A 25,610-nucleotide genomic window follows, 5' to 3' on the forward strand; every position below is an offset into this window, starting at 1 on the left:
GACGGGCGGGCGGTTCGACCGCTTCTCGGAATCGGGCGGGGAGGTCGGCAACGTGATCCTCGGAAACGTCTCCCGTCAGGCTCCGCGAAGAGCCCCGATTGCTTCGATATATAGGTCGCCGATATGCGCGGGTCTTGGAAATTTGTCGCGCATTCGATGCGGATTTGCGCATAGCTTCCGCGCGAGCGCGGGTGGCCGGTATCGGGAGTTTCCCGTCGCGAACGGAACGGGCGCGGAGAGGGGAGCGGCGCGGGGCAAAGACGCGGCGCGGCCCGCCGGGGCCGCGCCGCGCGTGGGTCGACGTCAGTCGGACAGGGCGTCCGACGCGGCTTCGGCGTCGTCGTGCGACGCGGTCGTGCGGATCAGCGGGTCGCTGGTGCTCGGGCGGCCCGTTTCGACGTGGCCCGCGAAGCGGCGCAGGAAGCCGAGCAGGCGGCCGTCGCTGACGGTGAGGTCATACCAGCCGTGGCTGCCGCGCAGATCCCAGTAATCGTCGACGTGCGCGCCCGGCGCGAGGTCGAACGTGCGCGCGTGACCGTGGCCGTACGCGTTCGTGACCTTGAGCCGCACGGCCTTGTGGCCGCGGTTCATCAGGCGCAGCGTGATGTTGCCGTTCGCGACGTCGTAGCCGTAGATCACTTCGGGGTTCACGCTCGCGCTGCCGACGCCGGTCGCGAACGGGCCGCGGAAATGGCAGTAGAAGCCGTTCGGGCCGTATACGTCGAGGTCGTACAGGCCGAGCGACGCGGCGGCGCTCCACGTATCGGCGATGCGTTTGCCGGCTTCGACCGTGTACGCCCACGGGCCGTCGACGCGGTTGCGCGACTGGACCTGGAACGCGGCGCCTGCCCGGCCCGTGTTCGCGAAGGTCAGCCGGAACTGGCCGTTCGCGGCTTCGACGCGGCCGTGCACGAACAGCTCGTACGGCAGCGCGCGCGCCGGACGCAGCCCGGCTTCCTGTTTCGGCAGCTTCTGCAGCACCGGCGGCACCGGGATGTAGTCGGGATGGCGCGCGCGGTCGGGCGGCGCGTAGCCGCTCGTGTCGGGCAGCGTCGGCCATGCGGCGTCCGCGGTCGCGAAGTCGAACGCCGACGTCAGGTCGCCGCACACCGCGCGGCGCCACGGCGACACGTTGGCGGCCGTGACCGGATATTGCGCGCCGAACCGCGCCTCGATGAATTGCAGCAGCGACGTGTGATCGAAGGTCTGCGAGCAGACCCAGCCGCCCTTGGTCCACGGCGACACGACGAGCATCGGCACGCGCGGCCCGAGCCCGTACGGGCCGGCCATGTGCGATGCGTCGCCCGCGAACACCTCGTTGGTCGTCGCGACCGTCGACAGCCCGTTGTCGCGCGACTGCGGCGCGAAGGGCGGCGGCACGTGGTCGAAGAAGCCGTCGTTTTCGTCGTACGTGATGAAGAGCGCGGTCTTGCTCCACACGTCCGGATTCGACACGAGCGCCTTCAGTACCTGCTCGATGTACCACGCGCCGTAGTTGGCCGGCCAGTTCGGGTGCTCGGAATACGCTTCCGGCGCGCAGATCCACGACACCTGCGGCAGCGTGCCGTTCTTCACGTCCTGCTGCAGCACGTCGAACAGCGTGCCGCCGGCGCTGATGTTGGTGCCGGTGCGCGCCTTGTCGTACAGCGGCGTGCCCGGCAGCGCGGTGCGGTACTGGTTGAAGTAGAGCAGCGCGTTGTCGCCGTAGTTGCCGATGTACGGGTTTTGCGTCCAGCCCCAGGAGCCGTTTGCGTCGAGCCCGGTGCCGACGTCCTGGTAGATCTTCCACGACACGCCGGCCTGTTCGAGCACTTCCGGATAGGTCGTCCAGCCGTAGCCCTTTTCCTCGTTGCCGAGCACCGGGCCGCCGCCCGTGCCGTCGTTGCCGACGTAGCCCGTCCACATGTAGTAGCGGTTCGGGTCGGTCGAGCTCGGGATCGCGCAGTGGTACGCGTCGCAGATCGTGAACGCGTCGGCGAGCTGGTAGTGGAACGGGATGTCGTCGCGCTTCAGGTACGCCATCGTCGTGGTGCCCTTGTTCGGCACCCACTGGTCGTAGCGGCCCTTGTTCCAGGCGGCGTGCATGTCCTGCCAGCCGTGCGGCAGGTCCTGCAGGAACTGCAGGCCGAGCTTGTCGGCGCCCGGGTGGAACGGCAGCAGTTCGGCCGGGCCGACCGGCTGGTGAAACACCGACTTGCCGTTCGCGAGGCGCAGCGGGCGTGGATCACCGAAGCCGCGGACACCGCGCATCGTGCCGAAGTAGTGGTCGAACGAGCGGTTCTCCTGCATCAGGATCACGATGTGTTCGATGTCGCGGATCGTGCCGGTACGGCGGTTCGCGGGAATGGCGAGCGCATCGCGGATCACGGGCGGAAACAGGTTCAGCGCGGCGGCGCCGGCAGTGCCGGCGGCGACGCGCAGGAAGTCACGACGGTTCGATCGGGTCATGGTCGTTATCGTGGGGTAAAGAGGGAGCCGATTGGCGGGACCTGCGGAAAGGGCGCGCACCGAATCGCAGGATGCGGCTGCGTCGGTGCGTGCCGCCGCGAGCATAGCGAGGAATCGGTGTCATTCATGTGAAGTCCGGAAACGTTTGCACGCGTGGCTCGGGTTGCAGCCGGCGGTGCGCCGCCGCACGGACCGAGGGGCGGCGGCAACGGGCGAGACGGGCGGCGCGCGGCACCCCGGAGGAGCGGAGAACGGCAGGGGCGGCGAGGGGCGGCGACGGAGCAGCGGGTGGCAGCGCGGGGCGACAGAGGGCGGCAGACGACGGCCGCGGCGAGGAGGGCGATGCGCACCGTCAGGCGTCGGTCACCCACGCGCCGAACCATTCGCTCGGCCGCGCGATTTCGTCCTGCGCGGCGACGAGTTCGAGCTCGTAGCGGCGCGCGTCGTAGGTGGCCTTCACGACCGCGTGCACGGCCGCGAGCGTGTGTTCGAACGCGGCGCGCACCGAGTCGCCGCGCAACCGGCATGCGACGAAGATCGCGCTGGTCAGGTCGCCGACGCCGACCGGATGGCGCGGAAACGCATACAGCGGCCGCTGGCCGATCCACGCTTCGGTTTCGGTGACGGCGAGCATGTTGAAGCGGTCGGCCGGGCTGTTGCGGTCGTGCAGGTGCTTGACGAGGATGATCTTCGGGCCGCGGCGGATCAGCGCGCGGCACGCGTCGACGGCTTCCGCGACGGTCTCGATGCGTCGCCCGGCGAGCTTCTGCAGTTCGGTGTGGTTCGGCGACATGCCGTCCGCGAGCGCGGGCACTTCCTGGACGATGAATTCCTCGACGCCGGGCTCGGGCCGGACGCCGCCCGTCTGGCCCATCGCCGGATCGCAGAAGTACCACGCGTTCGGATTCATCGCCTTCACCGAGCGCACGATCTCGACCGCCGCGCGCGCCTGCGGCGGCGAGCCGAGGAAGCCGGACAGCACCGCGTCGCAACGCTTGAGCGCGCCGATGGCGGCGATGCCGTCGACGAGCTGTTCCATCTTCGCGGCGTCGATCGCGCTGCCGGCCCAGTGGCCGTACTGCATGTGATTCGACAACTGGACGGTGTTGAGCGGCCAGACGTTGACGCCGAGGCGCTGCATCGGGAACACGGCCGCGCTGTTGCCGGCATGGCCGTAGATGACGTGCGACTGAATGCTGAGGACGTTTTTCATGGGAATTCGCCTGCACGCGTTTCAGGGTCACGTCACACGATACCCGAGTTCGTCGTACGCGCGGAAGTCGCGCGGCCCCGGAGTGTTGCGCGCCGTCGTCACGCGACCGCGTAGAATCGCGAGGCGCGAGACAGCTCCGCTGCAACCCGGCTGCCCGCGCGCATCCCCCATCACCGTGATCGCCATGCTTTCGATTTGCAAGATCCTGTCTGTCGCCCGCGCCGCCGTGCGGTGCGCGAGCGCCGCCGCCGCGTGCGCGCTGCCCGTTGCGACCGTCGCCGCGACGCCCACCGCCAACGACGGGCCCGCGTACGGCCCGCGCCTGGAAGGGTTCGCGTATCCGGCGCCCGTGCACGAATATGCGTTCGTGTCGCAGCGCGAAACCCTCGAGATGGCGTACCTCGACGTGCAGCCCGCGCATCCGAACGGCCGCACCGTCGTGCTGCTGCACGGCAAGAACTTCTGCGCGGCAACCTGGGAGGACACGATCGGCGTGCTGAGCCGCGCCGGCTATCGCGTGATCGCGCCGGACCAGATCGGCTTCTGCAAGTCGTCGAAGCCCGAGCGCTACCAGTACAGCTTCCAGCAACTCGCGCGCAACACGCACGCGCTGCTCGAATCGGTCGGCGTGAAGTCGGCGACGCTCATCGGCCACTCGACGGGCGGGATGCTCGCGATCCGCTACGCGCTGATGTATCCGAAGGCGACCGACCAGCTCGTGCTCGTGAACCCGATCGGCCTCGAGGACTGGAAGGCGCTCGGCGTGCCGCCGCTGTCGGTTGACTACTGGTATGCGCGCGAGCTGAAGACCAACGCCGACGGCATCCGCCGCTACGAGCAGGCGACCTACTACGCGGGCAAGTGGTCGCCGTCGTACGAGCGCTGGGTGCAGATGCTCGCCGGCATGTATCGCGGCGCCGGCCGCGACGCGGTCGCGTGGAACTCCGCGCTGATCTACGACATGATCCTCACGCAGCCGGTGGTCTACGAATTCGGCGCGATCCGCGTGCCGACGCTGCTGATGATCGGCGACAAGGACACGACCGCGATCGGCAAGGACGTCGCGCCGCCCGACGTGCACGCGAAGCTCGGCCGCTATCCGGAGCTCGCGAAGCGCACGCAGGCCGCGATTCCCGGCGCGCAGCTCGTCGAATTTCCGGCGCTCGGCCACGCGCCGCAGATCCAGGACCCGGACGCGTTCCACAAGGCGCTGCTCGACGGGCTGGACGCCGTGCGCCCGCAGTGAGGCGGCGCAGGCGGCCGGCCGTGCGCGGTCGCGCCGTCAGCTTGCCTCGCTCGCGAGTTCGTCGCGGATCTGCGCGGCCAGCTCGAACGAGCGCAGCCGCGCGGCATGATCGTAGATCTGCGCGGTGATGATCAGCTCGTCGGCGCCCGTCTGCGCGATACGGTCGCGCAGCTTGTCGCGGACCGTGTCGCGAGAGCCGACCGCCGCGAACGACAGCGAATGCGCGACGGTCGCGAGTTCGAGTTCGTTCGCCTCGAGCGCGTCGACGGGCGGCGGCAGCTTGCCCGGCGTGCCGCGCCGCAGGTTGATGAACTGCTGCTGCAGCGACGTGAACAGGCGCCGCGCCTCGTCGTCGGTCTCGGCCGCGAACACGTTGACGCCGACCATCGCATGCGGCTTCGGCCAGGCGGCCGACGGCCGGTACTGCGCGCGATAGATCTCGAGCGCACGCATCAAATAGTCGGGCGCGAAGTGCGACGCGAACGCGAACGGCAGCCCGAGCATCGCCGCGAGCTGCGCGCTGAACAGGCTCGAACCGAGCAGCCACACCGGCACGTCGAGCCCCGCGCCGGGCACCGCGCGCACGCGCTGGCCGGGCACCGGCTCCGCGAAGTAGCGCTGCAGCTCGGCGACGTCGTCCGGGAACGAGTCCGCGCTGCCGATCAGGTCGCGGCGCAGCGCGCGCGACGTGGTCTGGTCGGTGCCGGGCGCGCGGCCGAGGCCAAGGTCGATGCGCCCCGGATACAGCGACGCGAGCGTGCCGAACTGCTCGGCGATCACGAGCGGCGCATGGTTCGGCAGCATGATGCCGCCCGAGCCGACCCGGATCGTCCGCGTGGCGCCCGCGACGTGGCCGATCACGACGGCGGTGGCCGCACTCGCGATCCCCGGCATGTTGTGATGCTCGGCCAGCCAGTAACGCCGGTAGCCCCAGCGCTCCGCGTGCTGCGCGAGATCGACGGTGTTGCGGAACGCCTGCGAGGCGTCGGCGCCGGCCGGAATGGGCGCGAGATCGAGTACGGAAAACGGTGTCATCGGAAGACCTTCGAAACGGGGTGGCGTGGTGATGCGCTGACGCAACAGACGCCAAGGATTTTGCCAAAGGGTTCCGGAACGTGCTGGCGGCGCGCGGATACCCATGCGCCTTACAGGGGTGCAGGGTTGCTTGCGACGATCGTTGCGAAAATCAACCTAATTGCCGATTAATTACCAAACTTTACGGCGATTGGAAATGAAACCGCATCGACATACAAATTTGCACGAAACGTTTGATTTTAAAGACTGCAATACGCCTGCAAAGTGCTTACGCTAATGTGAACGTGGCCGGGCCGATCAGGCTCGTCGACCGCTCAGCTTTGCCGGAATTGCACTAGTCCGTTTCGCGTAGCACCGAGCGCGGGGGGGCGCAGACTGCTAAAATCCGCCGCCTGCCCATCTTGTGCCGATGGAGCCATTCGAGTCTTCCCGCATGCCGTCCGGGCGCTGCGCGGGGATACGCCACGCGAAGCCGGGCATGGCCGAACCCGAACCACGGGTCGCGCCTCCCCCATTACAGACGCTGCAGGAACAAGGAGTCGGGTCGTGCCCGCGTTCGTCGTTGTCGGAATACCGCATCACGCTCAATCACGCTCAAGCGTGTGCCATGGCGCCCAGGTCGCCGGGAGGCATCGCGCATGACGCCCACCGCCACGCTGCTCGACTGGGTCCTGATCGTGTTCACGCTGGCCGCGGCCGGCTATGCGCTCGTCGCGGCCTTCGCGCCGCGGCCGCGCACGCCGCGCACGGCGGTGCGCGACGGCTTCGAGCCGGTCAGCGTGTTGAAGCCGCTGTGCGGCGCGGAGCCGCATCTGTATGAAAACCTCGCGACCTTCTGCGCGCAGCGCCATCCCCGCTACGAGGTGCTGTTCGGCGTCGCATCGTCGGCCGATCCGGCCGCGGCCGTCGTCGAGCGGCTGCGCGCCGATCACTCGGATTGCGACATCACGCTCGTGATCGACGCGCGCGTGCATGGCAAGAACCTGAAGGTCAGCAACCTGATCAATCTCGCCGAGCGCGCGAAATACGGTCGCATCGTGATCGCGGACAGCGACATCGCGGTGCAGCCCGACTATCTGGAGCGCGTGACGGCGCCGCTCGCGGACCCGTCGGTCGGGGTCGTCACGTGCCTGTATCATGCGCGCAGCGTCGGCGGCTTCTGGACGCGGATCGGCGCGCAATTCGTCGACGCATGGTTCGCGCCATCGGTGCGGATCACCCACCTCGGCCGCTCGAGCCGCTTCGGCTTCGGCGCGACGCTCGCGCTCACGCGCGACACGCTCGACCGGATCGGCGGTCTCCTCGCGCTGAAGGACGAGCTGGCCGATGATTTCTGGCTGGCCGAGCTGCCGCGCCGCCTCGGGCGGCGCACCGTGCTGTCGGAGGTCGAGGTCGCGACCGACGTGACCGAACCGTCGTTCGGGCCGCTGTGGCACCGCGAGACGCGCTGGCTGCGCACGATCCGTTCGCTGAACCCGGCCGGCTTCGCGTTCCTGTTCATTACGTTTACCGTGCCGTGGCTCGCGATCGGCGCGGTGCTGGCATTGCGTCTGGACGGCACCTTCGCCGGCACGCTGGCGGGCGGGGCGGCCGCGCTCGGCGCATTCGGGCGGCTCGTGCTGCATGCGCGCGGCGAGGACGGCTGGCGTGCATTCTGGCGCGACCTGCCGCTCGTCGCGGTGCGCGACACGCTGCTCGCGCTCGAGTGGCTCGCGGCCGCGTTCGGCACGCACGTCGTGTGGCGCGGCGCCAGGATGACGGTCGTCGGCGGCGAACGCGCGACGGCGGCCGTGGAAGCAGTGGACGGCCGCTAGCGCCGTCGATCGAACCCGGCCCGCGGGCCGAGACGCGTCGCACGGCGAAGCCGCGCGGCGCGACATGACAGAGAGGCGGGCGCCGGCAGGGCGGCCCGCGGTTTTTTGACTGAATCGTTGTAACGAAACGAACTATGCAGGCTACCGGAGCATTCATGAAAACGCTGTTCTTGCAGGCCCCTTCGTATGACGGCTTCGACGGCGGAGCCGGCTCGCGCTATCAGGCCAAGCGCGAAATCCGTTCCTTCTGGTATCCGACCTGGCTCGCGCAGCCGGCCGCGCTCGTGCCGGGCAGCCGCGTCGTCGATGCGCCGGCCGACGGGCTGTCGGTCGAGGAAACGCTGAGGATCGCCAACGACTACGACCTCGTGATCATCCACACGAGCACGCCGTCGTTCCCGACCGACGCGATGTTCGCGCAGGATCTGAAGAAGATGAAGCCGTCGATGCTGGTCGGCATGGTCGGCGCGAAGGTGATGGTCGATCCGCACAACTCGCTCACGGCGAGCGACGCGATCGACTTCGTGTGTCGCGAGGAATTCGACTACACCTGCAAGGAACTCGCCGAAGGCAAGCCGTTCCCCGAGATCAAGGGCTTGAGCTGGCGCGCGAAGGACGGCTCGATCGAGCACAACGAAGCGCGTCCGATCCTCGAGAACATGGACGAGCTGCCGTTCGTCGCGCCGGTCTACAAGCGCGACCTGAAGATCGACAACTACTTCATCGGCTACCTGAACTACCCGTACGTGTCGATCTATACGGGCCGCGGCTGCAAGTCGCGCTGCACGTTCTGCCTGTGGCCGCAGACGGTCAGCGGCCATCGCTACCGCACGCGCTCGGTCGAGAACGTGCTCGCGGAAGCGAAGTGGATCCGCGACAACATGCCGGAAGTGAAGGAACTGATGTTCGACGACGACACCTTCACCGACGATCTGCCGCGCGCCGAAGCCATCGCCATCGGCCTGGGCAAGCTCGGCATGACGTGGTCGTGCAACGCGAAGGCCAACGTGCCGTACAAGTCGCTGAAGATCATGAAGGAAAACGGCCTGCGCCTGCTGCTGGTCGGCTTCGAATCAGGCGACGACCAGATCCTCGTGAACATCAAGAAGGGCGTGCGCACCGATTTCGCGCGCCGCTTCAGCGCCGACTGCAAGAAGCTCGGCATCAAGATCCACGGCACCTTCATCCTCGGCCTGCCGGGCGAGACGCAGGAGACCATCAAGAAGACGATCGAGTACGCGAAGGAAATCAACCCGCACACGATCCAGGTCTCGCTTGCCGCGCCGTATCCGGGCACGACGCTCTACAAGCAGGCCGTCGAAAACGGCTGGATGGAAGAGAACAAGACCATCAACCTGGTCAGCAAGGAAGGCGTGCAGCTCGCGGCGATCGGCTATCCGCACCTGTCGCGCGACGAGATCTATCACCATCTCGAGCAGTTCTATCGCCAGTTCTACTTCCGTCCGTCGAAGATCTGGGAAATCGTGCGCGAGATGCTGACGAGCTGGGACATGATGAAGCGTCGCCTGCGCGAAGGCGTCGAGTTCTTCCGCTTCCTGCGCGCGCACGAGGCCTGATTCGTGGCGACGCAGCGGGCGGCGCGGGCGCTGATCTTCACCGCGGACGACTTCGGGCTCCACCCGCGCGTCAACGCGGCGGTCGAGCGCGCGCATCGCGACGGCGTGTTGAACGCCGCCAGCCTGATGGTCGGCGCGGCCGCCGCGCAGGATGCGATCGAGCGCGCGCGGCGGCTGCCGTCGCTCGCGGTCGGCCTGCATCTGGTGCTCGCGGACGGGCCGGCCACGCTGCCCGCGCATGAGATTCCCGCGCTCGTCGGCCCCGACGGGCGATTCGGCGACGCGATGGCGAGGGACGGCTGTCGCTTCTTCTTCCTGCCGCACGTGCGCGCGCAACTGCGCCGCGAGATCCGTGCGCAGTTCGATGCGTTCGCAGCGAGCGGCCTGCCGCTCGATCACGTGAACGCGCACAAGCATTTCCATCTGCATCCAACCGTGCTGTCGATGATCGTCGAGATCGGCCGCGACTACGGGCTGCGCGCGGTGCGGCTGCCGTATGAAACGCGCGCGCCGGCGCTGCTCAAGCCGTGGATCGCGCTCGTGCGCGCGCGGCTCGACCGCGCGGGGCTCGCGCACAACGACTACGTGGTCGGCATCGAGCATACGGGCGCGATGGACGAGGCCGTGCTGCTCGACGCGCTCGCGAAGCTGCCGCCGGGCGTCGGCGAGATCTACTGCCATCCGGCCGAAGCCGGCGACGGTCCGATCACGCCGACGATGGCCGATTACCGTCCGGTCGACGAACTGGATGCGTTGTTGTCGCCGCGCGTCGCGGCCGCGTTGAAGGCAGCGGGCGTCGCGACCGGCGGCTTTGCCGACGTGTTCGGCGGGCCCGCGGCACGGCGCGGCGCGCACGCGTCGCGCGCACCGGGAGCGCAGCCGTCATGAGCAAGTGGATCAAGTGGCTCGGCTGGCCGATCGGCATCGGCATCCTGCTCGCGCTGGGGCTGCACGAAGGCGTCGGCGACGTGTCGCAGATGCTCGCGCGCGCCGGCTACGCGCTGCTGTGGCTCGTGCCGTTCCACGCGCTGCCGCTGCTGCTCGATGCATACGCGTGGCACCAGTTGCTCGACCGGCGCGCGTCGCTGCCGTTCCTGTGGTGGATCGCGACCGTGCGCGAGGCCGTGAACCGGCTGCTGCCCGTGGTCGGGATCGGCGGCGAGATCGTCGGCATCCGGCTCGCGCGCTGGCAGGTGCCCGACGCGAGCCGTGTGACCGCATCGGTGATCGTCGAGGTGCTCGTGACGATCGTCGTCCAGTATGCGTTCGCGGCGCTCGGCCTCGTGCTGCTGCTCGCGACGACCGACAACATGGGCGGCGGTACGATCGGGCTCGCGCTGCTGCTGACGCTGCCGTTGCCGGTGCTCGGTGTGGTGCTGATGCGGCGCGGCGGCATCTTCCACGCGATCGAGCGTTTCGCGGGCCGCCTGCTCGGCGATTCGCACCGGCTGCTGCAGGGCGTCGACGGCCGCCGGCTCGACGCCGACATCGATTCGCTGATGTCGCGCACGGGCCTGCTGTTCAGCGCGTTCGTCTGGCAACTGGCCGGCTACGTGCTCGGCGCGCTCGAAATCTACTGGGCGCTCGCACTGCTCGGCCACCCGGTGTCGATCGGCGGCGCGATCGCGATCGAGGCGATGACGCAGGCCGTCCGGCATGCGGCGTTCATGGTGCCGGGCGGGCTGGGCGTGCAGGAGGCGACCGTCGTGCTGCTCGCGCAGATGTTCGGCGTCGACCGCGAGACGGCGCTGTCGCTCGCGGTGGTCAAGCGCGGCCGCGAGGTGCTGTTCGGCTGCCTCGCGCTCGGCTCGTGGCAGCTTGCCGAGCTGGTGCGCACGCGTGGCCGTCTGGGTGCGCCGCCGGGTGGGCCGCGCCCGGCGCCGCCGGCGAACCGGGCGCCCGAAACCCGCGCCGAAACCGAAACGACGCATTGAACATCCGACGGGCCGAGCGGCCCGTCTCGCGCTTTTGGCGTCGCGCGGGTATCCTTGCCGCGTGTTTTCTCCACGCGCCATTCTTCCGATGATTTTCCGTTTCCGGCTGCTTTCCGTGACGATGCTGACCGCCGCGTTGGCGCTGACCGGTTGCGACGACCAAGGCCATCTCGACGTGCAACGTATCAGGGACTTCTTCAACGCGATCAAGCCCGCGCCGCTGCTGCTGAAGGGGCTGAAGGTCGGCGAATCGACCGAGGCCGACGTGCGCGGCACGATGGGCAAACCCGAGACTGAGCGCACGTTCACCGATGGCTCGAAGCGTCTCGAATATCCGCGCGGCCCGATGGGCAACCAGACCTGGTTCGTCGATCTCGATGCGAACGGGCGCTACACGGGCGCGACGCAGGTGCTGACCGCCGAGAATTTCGCGAAAGTGCGCCCGGGGATGGGCGAGGACGAGGTGCGGCGCCTGCTCGGCAAGCCTGGCGACATCGCGCAGTATCCGCTGAAGCCCGAGACGGTCTGGAGCTGGCGCTGGCTCGAGGACGGCGTCAACACCGACGCGTTCTTCAACGTCCATTTCGGCCCGGACGGGCTCGTCTATACGACTTCGCGCTCCGACATCCTGAAAGGGCGGTGACGTTCACGCGCGGCGCTTCTTCAGCCAGTCGCGCAGCGCGTCGTTCATGCGCGTCTGCCAGCCGGGGCCGTCTGCCCGAAACGCGGCGAGGATGTCCGCGTCGTAGCGGATGCTGACCTGTTCCTTCGGGTGCTCGAGCTTCGGACGCCCGAATTTCTTCGCGACGACCTCGACGAAGGGCTCCATCGCGTCGATTTCTTCGTCGCGGAGTTCATGGGCGTCCGGATCGGCGGCGATGCCGCGGGCGATCGCCGCTTCTTCCTCGGGCGTGTTGCGTATGAATTTAACCGCCTTCTTCATATCGACTCATCTCTCGGTTGTTGGCTTTTCGCAGGCTGACGACACGCAGCGCGCGGCCGCGCGGAACGACGATCGCCGTGTGAAGGCGCGCGCCGATCGGCACCAGACAGATCCAGCGCGTCTCGCCGTAATTCCGACGGACATCCGGCCACGCGCGCGCTGCTTCCCATTCGGCGAATTCGGCCATTCGCAGCGAAATGCCGTGTTTCAGTCGGTTTGACAGATCCTTGGCATCGTCGAAAACGAACGGAATTTCGACTAATTGTGGATGCGAAAACATGAGATGGCAAGGGGTTTTTGTAGATGCAAAAATTGGAAGGCGCCGCGGCTGGCATCGGGCCGGCGCGCATCGCGTCGCGGGCATGAGCGAGCGATTGTGTGGCGTGGGTCCGGACCTGCCTATTCGGCCTGACGGCCAGTCCGGCGCTATATCGAAAAAGCGACCGGAAAATTGCAAAAAGCCCGCTTCCCGGCGTGTCATCGGACTGTCAGGAAGCGGGTTTTTTCCTTTTGAAACAGCAGCGTAGACCGTGCGCGGAAATGGTGGGACGAATTGTTGCGACGCAGCAATCGCGCGCACGGTGATTTGAGGCAAATAATTTCGCTTGCGACTATCCGCGTCAGCCCGGCGCGGGACAGGCCTACGCGTCGGCATTCATTCAACTCTGGAGACGCGCGTGTTCCTTTACGGCTTTGGTCCCGTCCTCTGGGCCGGCACCGTGCAGACCATCGAGCTGTCGGTGCTGTCGCTCGCCACCGCGGTGGCGCTGGGGCTGATCGGCGCGGTGGCGAAGCTGTCGCACAACCGGGTGCTGCGAGCGATCGCGACCGGTTATACGACGCTGATCCGCTCGGTGCCCGATCTTGTGCTGATGCTGCTGCTGTTCTACAGCATCCAGATCTGGCTGAACCAGTTCACCGACCTCGTCGGCTGGAACCAGATCGACATCGATCCGTTCGTGGCCGGCGTGCTGACGCTCGGCTTCATCTACGGCGCGTACTTCACCGAGACGTTTCGCGGCGCGTTCCTGTCGGTGCCGCGCGGCCAGCTCGAAGCCGGTTCGGCTTACGGGATGAGCGGCGCGCGCGTGTTCGTGCGGATCATGTTTCCGCAGATGATGCGCTTTGCACTGCCGGGCATCGGCAACAACTGGCAGGTGCTCGTGAAGGCGACCGCGCTGGTGTCGATCATTGGTCTCGCGGACGTCGTGAAGGCCGCGCAGGACGCCGGCAAGAGCACGTTCAACATGTTCTTCTTCATCCTCGTCGCGGCGCTGATCTATCTCGCGATCACGACCGTCTCCAACCTCGTGCTGATCCAGCTCGAGAAGCGTTATTCCATGGGCGTGCGGCACGCAGAACTATGATCGAGATCCTCCAGGAATTCGGCAAGGCGTTCCTTTTCTGGGACGGCCAGCGCCTGTCCGGCCTCGCGGTGACGCTGTGGCTGCTCGTCGCGTCGATTTCGCTCGGCTTCGTATGCGCGGTGCCGCTCGCGGTCGCGCGCGTGTCGAGGAACAAGTGGGTGTCGATGCCCGTGCGGTTCTACACGTACGTGTTCCGCGGCACGCCGCTCTACGTGCAACTGCTGCTGATGTACACGGGCATGTACAGCCTCGAGTTCGTGCGCTCGCACTCGCTGCTCGACGCGTTCTTCCGCAGCGGTTTCAACTGCGCGATCCTCGCGTTCGCGCTGAACACCTGCGCGTACACCACCGAGATCTTCGCCGGCGCGATTCGCGCGATCCCGCACGGCGAGGTCGAGGCGGCGCGGGCGTACGGGATGTCGCCGTTCACGATGTACCGCCGCGTAATCCTGCCGTCGGCGCTGCGCCGGGCGCTGCCGCTGTACAGCAACGAGGTGATCCTGATGCTGCACGCGACGACCGTCGCGTTCACGGCGACCGTGCCGGACATCCTGAAGGTCGCGCGCGACGCCAATTCCGCGACCTACATGGCGTTCCAGTCGTTCGGGATCGCCGCGCTGATCTATCTTGCGGTATCGTTCGCACTCGTCGCGGCGTTTCGCCGCGCGGAGCGCCACTGGCTCGCGTATCTCGCGGCCGCCCGTCATTGAATTACTTCGAGGAGAGCCAGTTGGCCGAGATCACTCAAACGAGCGCGTCCGCTTCCGTCAAGCTTGCCGCGGTCGACATCCACAAGCGCTATGGCGACAACGAGGTGCTCAAGGGCGTGTCGTTGAACGCGAAGGCCGGCGACGTCATCAGCATCATCGGCGCGAGCGGTTCGGGCAAGAGCACGTTCTTGCGCTGCATCAATTTCCTCGAGCGGCCGAATGCGGGGCAGATCGTCGTCGACGGCGAGGCCGTGCGCACGAAGACCGACCGTGCCGGCGCGCTCGAAGTCGCCGATCACAAGCAGCTGCAGCGCATCCGCACGAAGCTCGCGATGGTGTTCCAGCACTTCAACCTGTGGGCGCACATGAACGTGCTCGAGAACGTGATGGAAGCGCCCGTGCACGTGCTCGGCATTTCGAAGAAGGAAGCCGAGGAGCGTGCGCGCGAGTACCTGGAGAAGGTCGGTCTGCCGCCGCGCGTCGAGAAGCAGTATCCGTCGCATCTGTCGGGCGGGCAGCAGCAGCGGGTGGCGATCGCGCGGGCGCTCGCGATGCATCCCGATGTGATGCTGTTCGACGAGCCGACCTCCGCGCTCGATCCGGAACTGGTGGGCGAAGTGCTGAAGGTGATGCAGAAGCTGGCCGAGGAAGGCCGCACGATGATCGTCGTCACGCACGAGATGGGTTTCGCGCGCAACGTGTCGAATCATGTGATGTTCCTGCATCAGGGGCGGACCGAGGAAGAGGGCGATCCGAAGGAGGTGCTGGTGCGCCCGCAGAGCGAGCGGCTCAAGCAGTTCCTGTCGGGCAGCCTCAAGTAACGCGACAGGCCGGGTTTCAACGTGGTACCGGTGTCTCGTCCCGCAGGCGCCACCCGCACGACGCAGGTGGCGATCGTTGCATTGCCGCCCGTGTCGATGTCGGGCGTGGGTCCGATCGTCGATGCGCTGAATCTCGCGAACGAAATCGACGGGCGGCTGTTGTACCGCTGGCGGGTATGTTCATGGGACGGGCGGCCGGTGCCGCTCGCCGGCGGCGCGCAGTGGCATGCCGATGCGGCGTTCAACGATGCGATCGCGTGCGACTGGCTGATCGTCGTGTCGGAGCGGTTTCAGCAGTTTGCCGATTACCGGTTGTTTCTCGCGAGTCTCGCGCGGGTCGGGCAGCGCACGCCGGTGGTGACCGGGATTCATCACGGCGTGTGGTGGCTCGCGATGGCCGGGCAGCTTTCCGGGTATCGCGTGAGCGTGAACTGGGAGACGTATCAGCAGTTCGCCGAGCAGTTCGAGCGGTCGATCGTCACGCAGCAGATCTTCGAGATCGATCGCGATCGGGCGACCTGTGCCGGTGGGCAGGCGACCGTCGATTTCATGCTGGCCATGATTGGCCGGGAACATGGGGTGGATCTCGCGGAGCGGATTGGCGATGCGCTCGGAGTCGGGGTGCTGCGCAGTGGCGAGGAGCGGCAGAGGATTCCGTTCGTGACTGCGCCGGGGGAGCGGCATCCTCGGCTCAATGATGCGTTGCTTTTGATGGAGGCCAATGTCGAGGATCCGCTCACTACCGATGAGATCGCCGGGCTCGTCGGCGTTTCCCGGAGGCAGCTCGAGCGGCTCTTTCGGCAGTATCTCGGGGCGATGCCCTCCAAGTATTACCTCAATCTTCGATTGCTCAAGGCAAGGACTCAGTTGCAGCGGACCAGTAAGTCCGTCGTTCAGGTTTCTCTCGCCTGTGGGTTCTCTTCTGCTGCGCACTTCTCTAACGCCTACCGCGAAAGGTTTGGGGTCACGCCTCGGGAGGATCGGCGAGCGTGGCTCGAAAAGCAGACCGGCGGCGGCAGTGAACCTCGAGGGGGGGCGCTCGTCGAGCGCGGGAAAGATTGAGGGTGGGTTTGACTTGGTTTGTTTGGCGGTCCGCCCGCGTTTGGTGTGAAGCACCTGCGATCGTGTCGGTCTATTAGCGTCGCCCCTGCGCGGGGCAGCGGTCACTTTTCTTTGTCTTGCCAAAGAAAAGTAACCAAAAGAAAGGCGCTCGGATATCGCATGACTTACCGGTGCCATCGCCAACAGAGTGGCCCGCACAAAAGTGTCCGCGCCAGCCAGGAATCCGGAGTGGTTCGAGCAATGGTTCTGACACCACTCACTACCCCACGGAGCGGTATACCGTCCGCTAGCTCCATCCTCGCTACGCTCGGCTGCAAAGTACTTCAAGGGCTCGCGTTCGGGCTTTCTGCATGAGATGTGGCTTGCCAGGCACTTTTTCTGCTCCCCCATTTGTGTGACCGATCCGCCTTTCGCGACGACGATGTGTTTGCGCCCCGCATTTTTCTCGCGGGCAAAGCAGCGAATTCCGTTTATTGAAGGCACATCAAGTTCCACGGGAGGGGCGGCGATGGCGGGATTGGTTGGGATGACCTGTCGGCCGAGCGAAGCGAGGACGGAGCTAGCGGGTGGTATACCGCTCCGTGGGGTAGTGAGTGGTGTCAGAACCATTGCTCGAACCACTCCGGATTCCTGGCTGGCGCGGACACTTTTGTGCGGACCACTCTGCTGGCGATGGCACCGGTAAGTCATGTGTTATCCGAGCGCCTTTCTTTTGGTTACTTTTCTTTGGCAAGACAAAGAAAAGTGACCGCTGCCCCGCGCAGGGGCGACGCTAATAGACCGACACGATCGCAGGTGCTTCACACCAAACGCGGGCGGACCCCAGACAAGCGAGAAAAAGCCCCAAAATACCGACACGGCGTAGCCACCCCGGCCGCCCGAAAGGGGCAAAACCCAAACCTTCCGATAGAACCCGTCGCAATTCCGCAAGACGCTTGCGTCACCCTTCCCTAAACTTGATCCTGTTGAACCCTCTTACGAAACCGAAAGGAACGACCATGACGACCTCGACCGTGACCCGCCAGACATTCGACGAAGTGATGGTGCCGGTATTCTCTCCCGCGCCGTTCGTGCCGGACCGTGCAGAGGGCTCCCGCGTCTGGGACACGGCCGGCCGCGAGTACATCGATTTCGCGTGCGGCATCGCGGTCACGTCGCTGGGCCACGGCCACCCGGAACTGCTGAAGGTGCTCGACGAACAAGGCCGCAAGCTCTGGCACATCGGCAACGGCTACACGAACGAGCCGGTGCTGCGCCTCGCGAAGCGCCTCGAATCGCTGACCTTCGCCGACCGCGCATTCTTCGCGAACTCGGGCGCGGAAGCGAACGAAGCCGCCCTGAAACTCGCGCGCCGCGTCGCGTTCGACCGCCACGGCGCCGATAAAGTCGAAATCGTGTCGTTCGTGCAGTCGTTCCACGGCCGCACGTTCTTCACGGTCAGCGTCGGCGGCCAGCCGAAATACTCGGAAGGCTTCGGCCCGGTGCCGGAAGGCATCAAGCACCTGCCGTTCAACGACATCGAAGCCGCGAAGGCCGCAATCGGCCCGAAAACCTGCGCCGTGATCGTCGAGCCGGTACAAGGCGAGGGCGGCGTGATCCCGGCCGATCCGGCGTTCCTGAAGGCACTGCGCGAAGCGTGCGACGCCAACGACGCACTGCTGATTTTCGACGAAGTGCAAACGGGCGTGGGTCGCACCGGCCAGTTCTACGCATACATGGACACGGGCGTCACGCCGGACATCCTCACGACCGCGAAAGCGCTCGGCAACGGCTTCCCGATCGGCGCGATGCTGACGACGAACGAACTGGCCGCGCACTTCAAGGTCGGCGTGCACGGCACGACGTACGGCGGCAACCCGCTCGCATCGGCGATCGCGGACAAGGTCGTCGAACTGATCGGCGACCCGGCGCTGCTCGAAGGCGTGCGCGAACGCAGCGTGCGCCTGAAGGGCGCGCTCGAACGCATCAACGCACGCTTCGGCATCTTCAAGGACGTGCGCGGCAAGGGCCTGCTGGTCGGCGCCGAACTCACCGCCGCATTCGACGGCCGCGCGAAGGACTTCGTCACGGCCGCCGCCGAGAACGGCCTGATCATGCTGATCGCCGGTCCGAACGTGCTGCGCTTCGTTCCGTCGCTGGTGATCCCGTTCGACCTGCTCGACGAAGGCGTGAAGCGCTTCGAGAAGGCGGTCGAACAAGTGCTCGCCGCACAGGAAGCCACCGCGCGCTGATCGGCGCCCCCATCGCAGACAGGAACGACGATGCTATTTGTTCGCCCCGGCAAACTCACGGATCTCGATGCGCTCGCGCAGATGGCGCGCACCGCGCAGCCGGTCCTGCACTCGCTGCCGCACGACCGCGCGGCGCTCGAAGCGCGTGTGGCGCTCTCCGAGGATTCGTTTCGCGCGGACGTCGACTTCGCCGGCGAGGAGTTCTACCTCTTCGTGCTCGAGGATTCGACAACCGGCAAGCTGCTCGGCACGGCGAGCATCGTGGCCGCGGCCGGCTACTCGGAACCGTTCTACGCGTTCCGCAACGACGCGCTGATCCACGCGTCGCGCGAGCTGCACGTGAACCGCAAGATCCACGCGCTCACGATGTCGCACGAGCTGACCGGCAAGAGCCGGCTCGCGGGCTTCTACGTCGATCCGTCGCTGCGCGGCGACGCGGCCGCGCACCTGATCTCGCGCGCCCGGATGATGTACATCGCCGCGAACCGTCGCCGCTTCACGCCGGAAGTGTTCACGCTGCTGCTCGGCGTGAGCGACGGCAACGGCGCGTCGCCGTTCTGGGAAGCGGTGGGCCGCAAGTTCTTCGGACGCGACTTCACCGACGTCGACATCGCATCGGGCGGCCGCAGCCGCACGTTCATCGCGGAAGTGATGCCGGCCTATCCGCTCTACGTGCCGCTGTTGCCGGAAGCCGCGCAGCGCGTGCTCGGCGAGCCGAACGAAACGGCACTGCTCGCGTACGACATCCATCTCGAGGAAGGCTTCGAGCCCGACCGCTTCGTCGACATCTTCGACGCGGGTCCGGTGCTGACCGCACAGGTCGACCGCACCGCGTGCGTGAAGCAGGCGTCGGAGCGCGTCGTGCGCGAGGCCGCGCACCAGCAGGGCGACGTCGCGTACATGGTGTCGACGGGCAGCGGCGAATCGTTCCGCTGCGTGCTGGCCGACCTGCCGGGCGACGCGGCCAACGCGCACGGCACCCACGCGCCGCTGGCCGGCGACGTGCGCGCGGCGCTCGACGTGAAGGAAGGCGATGTCGTGCGCTGCGTGCCGCTGCATCGCCGCGACGATGAAGATTTGAAGGGAGACGCAGCATGATCGTCGTTCGGGTCGTACAAACGGGCGACGTCGACGCGCTCGTGTCGCTCGCGCAGGAAACCGGGCCGGGCCTGACCACGTTCAAGCCCGACCGCGACGCGCTCGCCGCGCGCATCGAACGCTCGCGCCGCACGCTCGAAGGCCTCGCGGCGCCCGGCGAAGCCGGCTACTTCTTCGTGATGGAAGATTCGAAGACGCGCGATATCGCGGGCGTGTGCGGCATCGAGACGCAGGTCGGCCTCGAACAGCCGTTCTACAACTATCGCGTGAGCACGGTCGTGCATGCGAGCCAGGAGCTCGGCGTGTGGACGCGCATGCACGCGCTGAACATCTCGCACGACCTGACGGGCTACGCGGAAGTGTGCTCGCTGTTCCTGAGCCCGCGCTATCGCACGGGCGGCGTCGGCGGCCTGCTGTCGCGCTCGCGCTTCATGTTCATCGCGCAGTTCCGCGACCGCTTTCCGGAACGCATCTGCGCGGAACTGCGCGGCCACTTCGACGAGGACGGCACGTCGCCGTTCTGGCGCGCGGTCGGTTCGCACTTCTACCAGATCGATTTCAACGCGGCCGATTACCTGAGCTCGCACGGCCGCAAGTCGTTCCTCGCGGAACTGATGCCGCGCTACCCGGTGTACGTCGACCTGCTGCCGCAGGACGCGCAGGACGCGGTCGGCCTCACGCATCGCGATACGCTGCCGGCCCGCAAGATGCTCGAAGCGGAAGGGCTGCGTTACCAGAATCACGTCGACATCTTCGACGCGGGCCCGGTACTCGAATGCCACGTCAACGACCTGCGCACGGTACGCGAGAGCGTCGTCGTGCCGGTCGCGATCGGCGCGCCCGACGCACGGGACGACGCCCCCAGGTCGCTCGTGTCGAACACGTCGCTCGGGGATTTCCGCGTCGGCGTCGCGCCGGGCGTGGTCGCGAACGGTGCGTTCGTGCTGTCGGCCGACGATGCCGCCGCGCTCGACGTGAAGGCCGGCGATCCGGTCCGCGTGCTGCCGCTCAAAGTCAAACAGGGATAAACGAATCATGACGGAACTCTTCATCGACGGCGCCTGGGTCGCAGGCTCGGGCCCCGTCTTCGCGTCGCGCAACCCGGGCACCGACGAAATCGCTTGGCAGGGCGGCAGCGCATCGGCGGCGGACGTCGACCGCGCGGTCGCGAGCGCACGGCGCGCATTCGCCGGCTGGTCGGCGCTCGCCTTCGAAGCGCGCTGCGAGATCGTCAAGCGCTTCGCGACGCTGCTCACCGAACGCAAGGAAGCGATCGCGACCGCGATCGGCCGCGAGACGGGCAAGCCGCTGTGGGAAGCGCGCACCGAAGTCGCGGCGATGGCCGCGAAGGTCGGCATCTCGATCCAGGCGTACCAGGAACGCACCGGCGAGAAGCGCCAGGACATGGCCGACGGCGTCGCGGTGCTGCGTCACCGCCCGCACGGCGTCGTCGCGGTGTTCGGCCCGTACAACTTCCCCGGCCACTTGCCGAACGGTCATATCGTGCCGGCGCTGATCGCCGGCAACACCGTGGTGTTCAAGCCGTCGGAGCTCGCACCGGGCGTCGCGCGCGCGACGGTCGACGTGTGGCACGAAGCCGGGTTGCCGGCCGGCGTGCTGAACCTCGTGCAGGGCGAGAAGGACACCGGCATCGCGCTCGCGAATCACCGGCAGATCGACGGGCTGTTCTTCACCGGCAGCTCGGATACCGGCACGCTGCTGCACAAGCAGTTCGGCGGCCGTCCGGAAATCGTGCTCGCGCTCGAGATGGGCGGCAACAATCCGCTCGTGATCGGCGAAGTCGAGGACCTCGACGCGGCCGTGCATCACACGATCCAGTCGGCGTTCCTGTCGGCCGGCCAGCGCTGCACGTGCGCACGCCGCATCTTCGTGCCGCAGGGCGCGTTCGGCGACCGCTTCCTCGCGCGCTTCGCGGACGTCACGTCGAAGATCACGGCGGACGTGTTCGACGCCGATCCGCAGCCGTTCATGGGCGCGGTGATCTCGGCGCGCGCGGCCGCGAAGCTGGTGGATGCGCAGGCGCGCCTGGTCGAGCAGGGCGCGAAGCCGATCGTCGCGATGACGCAGCGCGATCCGCGCCTGGGCTTCGTGAACGCGTCGATCATCGACGTGACGGGCGTCGCGAACCTGCCCGACGAAGAGCATTTCGGCCCGCTCGCGCAGATCGTCCGCTACGCGACGTTCGACGATGCGATCGAGCGCGCGAACGATACCGCGTTCGGCCTGTCCGCCGGCCTGCTGGCCGACGACGCGAACGCGTGGGAGCACTTCCGCCGCGCGATCCGCGCCGGGATCGTCAACTGGAACCGGCCGACCAACGGCGCGTCGTCGGCCGCGCCGTTCGGCGGCACGGGCCGCTCGGGCAACCATCGGCCGAGCGCGTACTACGCGGCCGACTATTGCGCGTACCCGATGGCGTCGGTCGAAAGCACGCAACTGACTTTGCCCGCGAGCCTGTCGCCGGGCCTGCATTTCTGATCGAGGGAGCGACGATGAACGCACAAGAAGCCAATTTCGACGGGCTCGTCGGCCCGACCCACAACTACGCCGGGCTGTCGTTCGGCAACGTGGCGTCGCTGAACAACGAGAAGTCGGCTGCGAACCCGAAGGCGGCTGCGAAGCAGGGGCTGCGCAAGATGAAGCAGCTCGCGGACCTCGGTTTCGCGCAAGGCGTGCTGCCGCCGCAGGAGCGGCCGTCGCTGCGCCTGTTGCGCGAGCTCGGTTTCTCCGGCAAGGACGCGGACGTGATCGCGAAGGCCGCGAAGCAGGCGCCTGAACTGCTCGCCGCGGCGAGCTCGGCATCGGCGATGTGGACCGCGAACGCGGCCACCGTCAGCCCGTCTGCCGACACGAGCGACGGCCGTGTGCACTTCACGCCGGCGAATCTGTGCAGCAAGCTGCATCGCGCGATCGAGCACGAAGCGACGCGCCGTACGCTGTCCACGCTGTTCGCGGACCCCGCGCACTTCGCGGTGCACGAAGCACTGACGGGCACGCCGGCGCTCGGTGACGAAGGCGCGGCGAACCACACGCGCTTCTGCGCCGAATACGGCAAGCCGGGCATCGAATTCTTCGTGTACGGCCGCGCCGAATACCGCCGCGGCCCCGAGCCGAAGCGCTTCCCGGCGCGCCAGACCTTCGAGGCGAGCCGCGCGGTCGCGCATCGCCACGGGCTCGCCGAAGAAGCGACGGTCTACGCGCAGCAGGATCCGGACGTGATCGACGCGGGGGTGTTTCACAACGACGTGATCTCGGTCGGCAACCGCGACACGCTGTTCACGCACGAACGCGCGTTCGTCAACAAGCAGGCGATCTACGACACGCTGACCGCCGCGCTCGACGCACGCGGTGCGCGCCTGAACGTGATCGAGGTGCCCGACGTAGCGGTGAGCGTGAACGACGCGGTCACGTCGTATCTGTTCAACAGCCAGCTGCTGTCGCGCGCGGACGGCTCGCAGGTGCTCGTCGTGCCGCAGGAATGCCGCGAGAACGAGCGGGTCGCCGCCTATCTCGACCAGCTTGCTGCCGGCAACGGCCCGATTCACGACGTGCTCGTGTTCGACCTGCGCGAAAGCATGAAGAACGGCGGCGGCCCCGCGTGCCTGCGCCTGCGCGTCGTGCTGACCGAAGCCGAGCGCGCGGCCGTCACGTCGAACGTATGGATCAACGACACGCTGTTCGCGTCGCTCGACGCGTGGATCGACAAGCACTATCGCGATCGCCTCGCCCCGGAAGACCTCGCCGATCCGGCGCTGCTCGACGAGTCGCGCACGGCGCTCGACGAGCTCACGCAGATCCTGCGCGTCGGTTCGCTGTATGACTTCCAGCGCTGAGCACGGCATGTCGGCGAACGCGTTGCTCGACGATTTCCTCGCGTTCACGCTCGCCGGTGGCGCGCCGGCCGAACAGGACGGCGCGTGCGCGGGCGGCGCGGTGCGCTGGCAATGGCTCGGTGACGGGCTGCTCGCGTTCGAACCGGCAGCCGCCGACGCCGCGACGCGCGCGAGCGTGCTCGTGTCGGCCGGCGTGCATGGCGACGAGACCGCGCCGATCGAGCTGTTGTCGCTGCTCGTGCGCGATCTCGCGTCGGGCGCGCTGGCGCTCGCGTGCCGGCTGCTCGTCGTGCTCGGCAACGTGCCGGCGATGCGCGCGGGCGAACGCTATCTCGACGACGACCTGAACCGCCTGTTCAGCGGCCGTCACGCGCAAGTGGCCGCGAGCCGCGAAGCGCCGCGCGCCGCGCAGCTCGAAGCGGCGGCCGCCGCCTTCTTCGCGGCCGCGCCGGCGGGCGGTGCGCGCTGGCACATCGACATGCACACGGCGATTCGCGCATCGGTGTTCGAGCAATTCGCGCTGCTGCCGCATACGGGCACGCCGCCGACGCGCGCGATGGTCGAATGGCTCGGCGATGCACGCATCGCGGCCGTGCTGCTGCACACGGCGAAGGGCAACACGTATTCGCATTTCACGGCCGAGCATTGCGGCACGCTCGCGTGCACGCTGGAACTCGGCAAGGTGCGGCCGTTCGGCCAGAACGACCTGACGCGCTTCGCGCCGGCCGACCGCGCGGTGCGCAAGCTCGTGTCGGGTGGGCGGGGCGGCCATCCGTGGGGCGGCCATCCGCGGGACGACCATCCGTCGCTGCCGCGCGTGTTCACCGTGATCGACCAGATCACGAAGCAGAGCGACGCGCTCGAGCTATTCGTCGCGGCCGACGTCGCGAACTTCACCGCGTTCCCGCGTGGCACCGTGCTCGCGCGGGACGGCGACTACCGCTATACGGTGAAGCACGACGAGGAACGCATCGTGTTTCCGAACCCGACCGTGAAGCCGGGTTTGCGTGCGGGCCTGCTCGTCGTCGATACGACGCGCGACACGCTGGCCGCGCTCGTCTGATCGATGTGCAATCGTGCGGGCCGCATCGTCCCGCGGCCCATTCATTTTTGCGATGACGCCTGCCCGCCGCGCGGACGGCGCGCGCGTGGCGCTTGCATATTTGCGACACGGTCTTGCGAGTTCGACGCGTCGCGTGGCGGCCGCCGTGCGCGCAGCGCAGCATCGCGCATCGGCGGCCGCTTTGCCGTATCGGGCCGCGCGGATTGGTACAATCGCGGCCTTGCGGCTGTTGCGCCGCATCACGGCGCCGCGTTGGCATTGTCGGTGGCATTCGACCCTGCCATGCTGCATGCGCCCGTAGTTCCGGAACATTCGAGTATCGAGGAGAACACCTGATGAAGTTGGATTGGCGTAAAGTGGCCGCGCACGCGGTGGTGGCGGCATCGGCGGTGGCGGCAGGCAGCGCGTTTGCCGCGGATCTCAAGGAGATCCGGTTCGGCGTCGAGGCCTCGTACGCACCGTTCGAATACAAGACGCCCGACGGCAAGCTGACCGGCTTCGACATCGACATCGGCAACGCGGTGTGCGCGAAGCTGAAGACGAAGTGCGTGTGGGTCGAGAACGACTTCGACGGCCTGATCCCGGCGCTGCAGGCGCGCAAGTTCGACGCGATCAACTCGGACATGACGATCACCGACCAGCGCAAGCACGCGATCGCGTTCACCGATCCGATCTACACGATTCCGAACCAGCTGATCGCGAAGCAGGGCAGCGGCCTGCTGCCGACCCCGCAATCGCTGAAGGGCAAGCGCGTCGGCGTGCTGCAGGGCACGATCCAGGAAGCGTACGCGAAGAAGAAGTGGGCGCCGGCCGGCGTTGATGTCGTGCCTTACCAGACGCAGGATCTGGCGTATGCCGACCTGAAGTCGGGCCGTCTCGACGCGACGTTCCAGGATTCGGAAGCCGGCTCGAAGGGGTTCCTGACGAAGCCGCAAGGCCAGGGCTTCGCATTCGCGGGCGGCACGGTCAGCGACGCCGAGATCCTCGGCTCGGGCGTCGGCTTCGGCCTGCGCAAGAACGACGCGGCGCTGAAGACCGCGCTCGATCAGGCGCTGAAGGACCTGAAGGCCGACGGCACGATCGACAACCTCGCGAAGAAATACTTCAGCGTGCCCGTGACGCTCAAGTAAGCGCTTCGCTCGATCGCATGATGTAAAAAACCGGCCGCTGCGGCCGGTTTGCTTTTGTGGAGCG

The 25,610-nt window shown here is 67.3% G+C and carries 22 protein-coding genes; 17 read left to right on the forward strand and 5 right to left on the reverse strand.

What is annotated here, in order from left to right:
* Positions 1–303 precede the first annotated feature (303 nt).
* On the reverse strand, positions 304–2,448 hold the full coding sequence (locus CFB81_RS05465; RefSeq protein WP_089434753.1) for a phosphocholine-specific phospholipase C: 2,145 nt from the start codon (positions 2,446–2,448) through the stop codon (positions 304–306).
* 352 nt (positions 2,449–2,800) lie between these two features.
* Positions 2,801–3,661, reverse strand: a complete 861-nt coding sequence (gene pdxY, locus CFB81_RS05470) for a pyridoxal kinase PdxY (protein ID WP_050011428.1) — start codon at positions 3,659–3,661, stop codon at positions 2,801–2,803.
* A gap of 184 nt (positions 3,662–3,845) precedes the next feature.
* Between pdxY and CFB81_RS05475 the strand changes: the two genes are divergently transcribed.
* On the forward strand, positions 3,846–4,907 hold the full coding sequence (locus CFB81_RS05475) for an alpha/beta fold hydrolase (protein ID WP_069620522.1): 1,062 nt from the start codon (positions 3,846–3,848) through the stop codon (positions 4,905–4,907).
* Positions 4,908–4,943: 36 nt separating this feature from the next.
* Here the strand turns inward: CFB81_RS05475 and CFB81_RS05480 are convergent, their stop codons facing one another.
* On the reverse strand, positions 4,944–5,942 hold the full coding sequence (locus CFB81_RS05480) for an LLM class flavin-dependent oxidoreductase (RefSeq protein ID WP_069620521.1): 999 nt from the start codon (positions 5,940–5,942) through the stop codon (positions 4,944–4,946).
* A gap of 638 nt (positions 5,943–6,580) precedes the next feature.
* Here CFB81_RS05480 and hpnI point away from each other — a divergent pair.
* The 5 genes from hpnI (at position 6,581) to CFB81_RS05505 (ending at position 11,910) form a co-directional block, all read left to right on the forward strand.
* Entirely contained in the window at positions 6,581–7,756 is a 1,176-nt protein-coding gene (hpnI, locus tag CFB81_RS05485; protein ID WP_089434754.1) for a bacteriohopanetetrol glucosamine biosynthesis glycosyltransferase HpnI, read from the forward strand.
* A gap of 134 nt (positions 7,757–7,890) precedes the next feature.
* Positions 7,891–9,333 carry a hopanoid biosynthesis associated radical SAM protein HpnJ gene (gene hpnJ, locus CFB81_RS05490; protein ID WP_373452639.1) on the forward strand — a complete coding sequence of 481 codons (1,443 nt, stop codon included), beginning with the start codon at positions 7,891–7,893 and terminating at the stop codon, positions 9,331–9,333.
* A 3-nt stretch (positions 9,334–9,336) separates the two neighbouring features.
* Positions 9,337–10,221, forward strand: coding sequence for a hopanoid biosynthesis-associated protein HpnK (hpnK, locus tag CFB81_RS05495; RefSeq protein WP_089434755.1), 885 nt, complete (start codon positions 9,337–9,339; stop codon positions 10,219–10,221).
* Positions 10,218–11,267: a lysylphosphatidylglycerol synthase domain-containing protein gene (locus tag CFB81_RS05500; protein WP_069620517.1), complete on the forward strand. Its 1,050-nt coding sequence runs from the start codon at positions 10,218–10,220 to the stop codon at positions 11,265–11,267. The genes hpnK and CFB81_RS05500 overlap by 4 nt, the downstream gene beginning before the upstream one ends.
* Before the next feature lie 88 nt (positions 11,268–11,355).
* Complete coding sequence (locus tag CFB81_RS05505) at positions 11,356–11,910, forward strand: hypothetical protein (RefSeq protein ID WP_089434756.1); 555 nt, start codon at positions 11,356–11,358, stop codon at positions 11,908–11,910.
* Positions 11,911–11,913: 3 nt separating this feature from the next.
* Here the strand turns inward: CFB81_RS05505 and CFB81_RS05510 are convergent, their stop codons facing one another.
* Both CFB81_RS05510 and CFB81_RS36450 read right to left on the reverse strand, forming a co-directional pair.
* Complete coding sequence (locus CFB81_RS05510; protein WP_069620515.1) at positions 11,914–12,210, reverse strand: BrnA antitoxin family protein; 297 nt, start codon at positions 12,208–12,210, stop codon at positions 11,914–11,916.
* On the reverse strand, positions 12,194–12,805 hold the full coding sequence (locus CFB81_RS36450; protein WP_256975940.1) for a BrnT family toxin: 612 nt from the start codon (positions 12,803–12,805) through the stop codon (positions 12,194–12,196). The genes CFB81_RS05510 and CFB81_RS36450 overlap by 17 nt, the downstream gene beginning before the upstream one ends.
* A gap of 82 nt (positions 12,806–12,887) precedes the next feature.
* Here CFB81_RS36450 and CFB81_RS05520 point away from each other — a divergent pair, with 82 nt between their 5' ends.
* The 11 genes from CFB81_RS05520 (at position 12,888) to CFB81_RS05575 (ending at position 25,546) form a co-directional block, all read left to right on the forward strand.
* Positions 12,888–13,577, forward strand: a complete 690-nt coding sequence (locus tag CFB81_RS05520) for an ABC transporter permease (protein WP_011544981.1) — start codon at positions 12,888–12,890, stop codon at positions 13,575–13,577.
* On the forward strand, positions 13,574–14,287 hold the full coding sequence (locus tag CFB81_RS05525) for an ABC transporter permease (RefSeq protein WP_006476443.1): 714 nt from the start codon (positions 13,574–13,576) through the stop codon (positions 14,285–14,287). Before CFB81_RS05520 ends, CFB81_RS05525 begins: the two co-directional genes overlap by 4 nt.
* Positions 14,288–14,307: 20 nt before the next feature.
* Entirely contained in the window at positions 14,308–15,108 is an 801-nt protein-coding gene (locus tag CFB81_RS05530) for an ABC transporter ATP-binding protein (protein ID WP_006488736.1), read from the forward strand.
* A gap of 21 nt (positions 15,109–15,129) precedes the next feature.
* Complete coding sequence (locus tag CFB81_RS05535; protein WP_069620512.1) at positions 15,130–16,170, forward strand: GlxA family transcriptional regulator; 1,041 nt, start codon at positions 15,130–15,132, stop codon at positions 16,168–16,170.
* Positions 16,171–17,168: 998 nt separating this feature from the next.
* Positions 17,169–18,401, forward strand: coding sequence for an aspartate aminotransferase family protein (locus CFB81_RS05540; protein WP_089434757.1), 1,233 nt, complete (start codon positions 17,169–17,171; stop codon positions 18,399–18,401).
* Between the two features lie 30 nt (positions 18,402–18,431).
* A complete protein-coding gene (gene aruF / locus CFB81_RS05545; RefSeq protein ID WP_069620510.1) occupies positions 18,432–19,499 on the forward strand; it encodes an arginine/ornithine succinyltransferase subunit alpha in 1,068 nt (355 codons plus the stop codon).
* Complete coding sequence (gene astA / locus CFB81_RS05550) at positions 19,496–20,527, forward strand: arginine N-succinyltransferase (protein ID WP_089434758.1); 1,032 nt, start codon at positions 19,496–19,498, stop codon at positions 20,525–20,527. The genes aruF and astA overlap by 4 nt, the downstream gene beginning before the upstream one ends.
* A gap of 7 nt (positions 20,528–20,534) precedes the next feature.
* Positions 20,535–21,998 (forward strand): succinylglutamate-semialdehyde dehydrogenase, encoded by a 1,464-nt coding sequence (gene astD, locus CFB81_RS05555; RefSeq protein WP_089434759.1) that lies wholly within the window; start codon positions 20,535–20,537, stop codon positions 21,996–21,998.
* A 14-nt stretch (positions 21,999–22,012) separates the two neighbouring features.
* On the forward strand, positions 22,013–23,353 hold the full coding sequence (gene astB, locus CFB81_RS05560; protein ID WP_089434760.1) for an N-succinylarginine dihydrolase: 1,341 nt from the start codon (positions 22,013–22,015) through the stop codon (positions 23,351–23,353).
* A gap of 7 nt (positions 23,354–23,360) precedes the next feature.
* Entirely contained in the window at positions 23,361–24,416 is a 1,056-nt protein-coding gene (gene astE / locus CFB81_RS05565; protein WP_179235950.1) for a succinylglutamate desuccinylase, read from the forward strand.
* A gap of 335 nt (positions 24,417–24,751) precedes the next feature.
* Positions 24,752–25,546 carry an ABC transporter substrate-binding protein gene (locus tag CFB81_RS05575; RefSeq protein ID WP_050011412.1) on the forward strand — a complete coding sequence of 265 codons (795 nt, stop codon included), beginning with the start codon at positions 24,752–24,754 and terminating at the stop codon, positions 25,544–25,546.
* Positions 25,547–25,610: the final 64 nt, after the last annotated feature.

Source organism: Burkholderia sp. AU28863, assembly GCF_002223195.1.
GTDB classification, from domain to species: Bacteria; Pseudomonadota; Gammaproteobacteria; order Burkholderiales; family Burkholderiaceae; genus Burkholderia; species Burkholderia sola.

Excerpts from the sequence above, each read along its gene's own strand:
- aruF (WP_069620510.1), top strand. The coding sequence starts at position 18,432 with ATGCTATTTGTTCGCCCCGGCAAACTCACGGATCTCGATGCGCTCGCG.
- astB (WP_089434760.1), top strand. The coding sequence starts at position 22,013 with ATGAACGCACAAGAAGCCAATTTCGACGGGCTCGTCGGCCCGACCCAC.
- hpnJ (WP_373452639.1), top strand. The coding sequence starts at position 7,891 with ATGCAGGCTACCGGAGCATTCATGAAAACGCTGTTCTTGCAGGCCCCT.
- CFB81_RS05475 (WP_069620522.1), top strand. The coding sequence starts at position 3,846 with ATGCTTTCGATTTGCAAGATCCTGTCTGTCGCCCGCGCCGCCGTGCGG.
- CFB81_RS05480 (WP_069620521.1), bottom strand. The coding sequence starts at position 5,942 with ATGACACCGTTTTCCGTACTCGATCTCGCGCCCATTCCGGCCGGCGCC.
- astE (WP_179235950.1), top strand. The coding sequence starts at position 23,361 with ATGTCGGCGAACGCGTTGCTCGACGATTTCCTCGCGTTCACGCTCGCC.
- CFB81_RS05465 (WP_089434753.1), bottom strand. The coding sequence starts at position 2,448 with ATGACCCGATCGAACCGTCGTGACTTCCTGCGCGTCGCCGCCGGCACT.
- astA (WP_089434758.1), top strand. The coding sequence starts at position 19,496 with ATGATCGTCGTTCGGGTCGTACAAACGGGCGACGTCGACGCGCTCGTG.
- CFB81_RS05525 (WP_006476443.1), top strand. The coding sequence starts at position 13,574 with ATGATCGAGATCCTCCAGGAATTCGGCAAGGCGTTCCTTTTCTGGGAC.
- CFB81_RS05540 (WP_089434757.1), top strand. The coding sequence starts at position 17,169 with ATGACGACCTCGACCGTGACCCGCCAGACATTCGACGAAGTGATGGTG.
- astD (WP_089434759.1), top strand. The coding sequence starts at position 20,535 with ATGACGGAACTCTTCATCGACGGCGCCTGGGTCGCAGGCTCGGGCCCC.
- CFB81_RS05500 (WP_069620517.1), top strand. The coding sequence starts at position 10,218 with ATGAGCAAGTGGATCAAGTGGCTCGGCTGGCCGATCGGCATCGGCATC.
- pdxY (WP_050011428.1), bottom strand. The coding sequence starts at position 3,661 with ATGAAAAACGTCCTCAGCATTCAGTCGCACGTCATCTACGGCCATGCC.
- CFB81_RS05575 (WP_050011412.1), top strand. The coding sequence starts at position 24,752 with ATGAAGTTGGATTGGCGTAAAGTGGCCGCGCACGCGGTGGTGGCGGCA.
- CFB81_RS05510 (WP_069620515.1), bottom strand. The coding sequence starts at position 12,210 with ATGAAGAAGGCGGTTAAATTCATACGCAACACGCCCGAGGAAGAAGCG.
- CFB81_RS05505 (WP_089434756.1), top strand. The coding sequence starts at position 11,356 with ATGATTTTCCGTTTCCGGCTGCTTTCCGTGACGATGCTGACCGCCGCG.
- hpnI (WP_089434754.1), top strand. The coding sequence starts at position 6,581 with ATGACGCCCACCGCCACGCTGCTCGACTGGGTCCTGATCGTGTTCACG.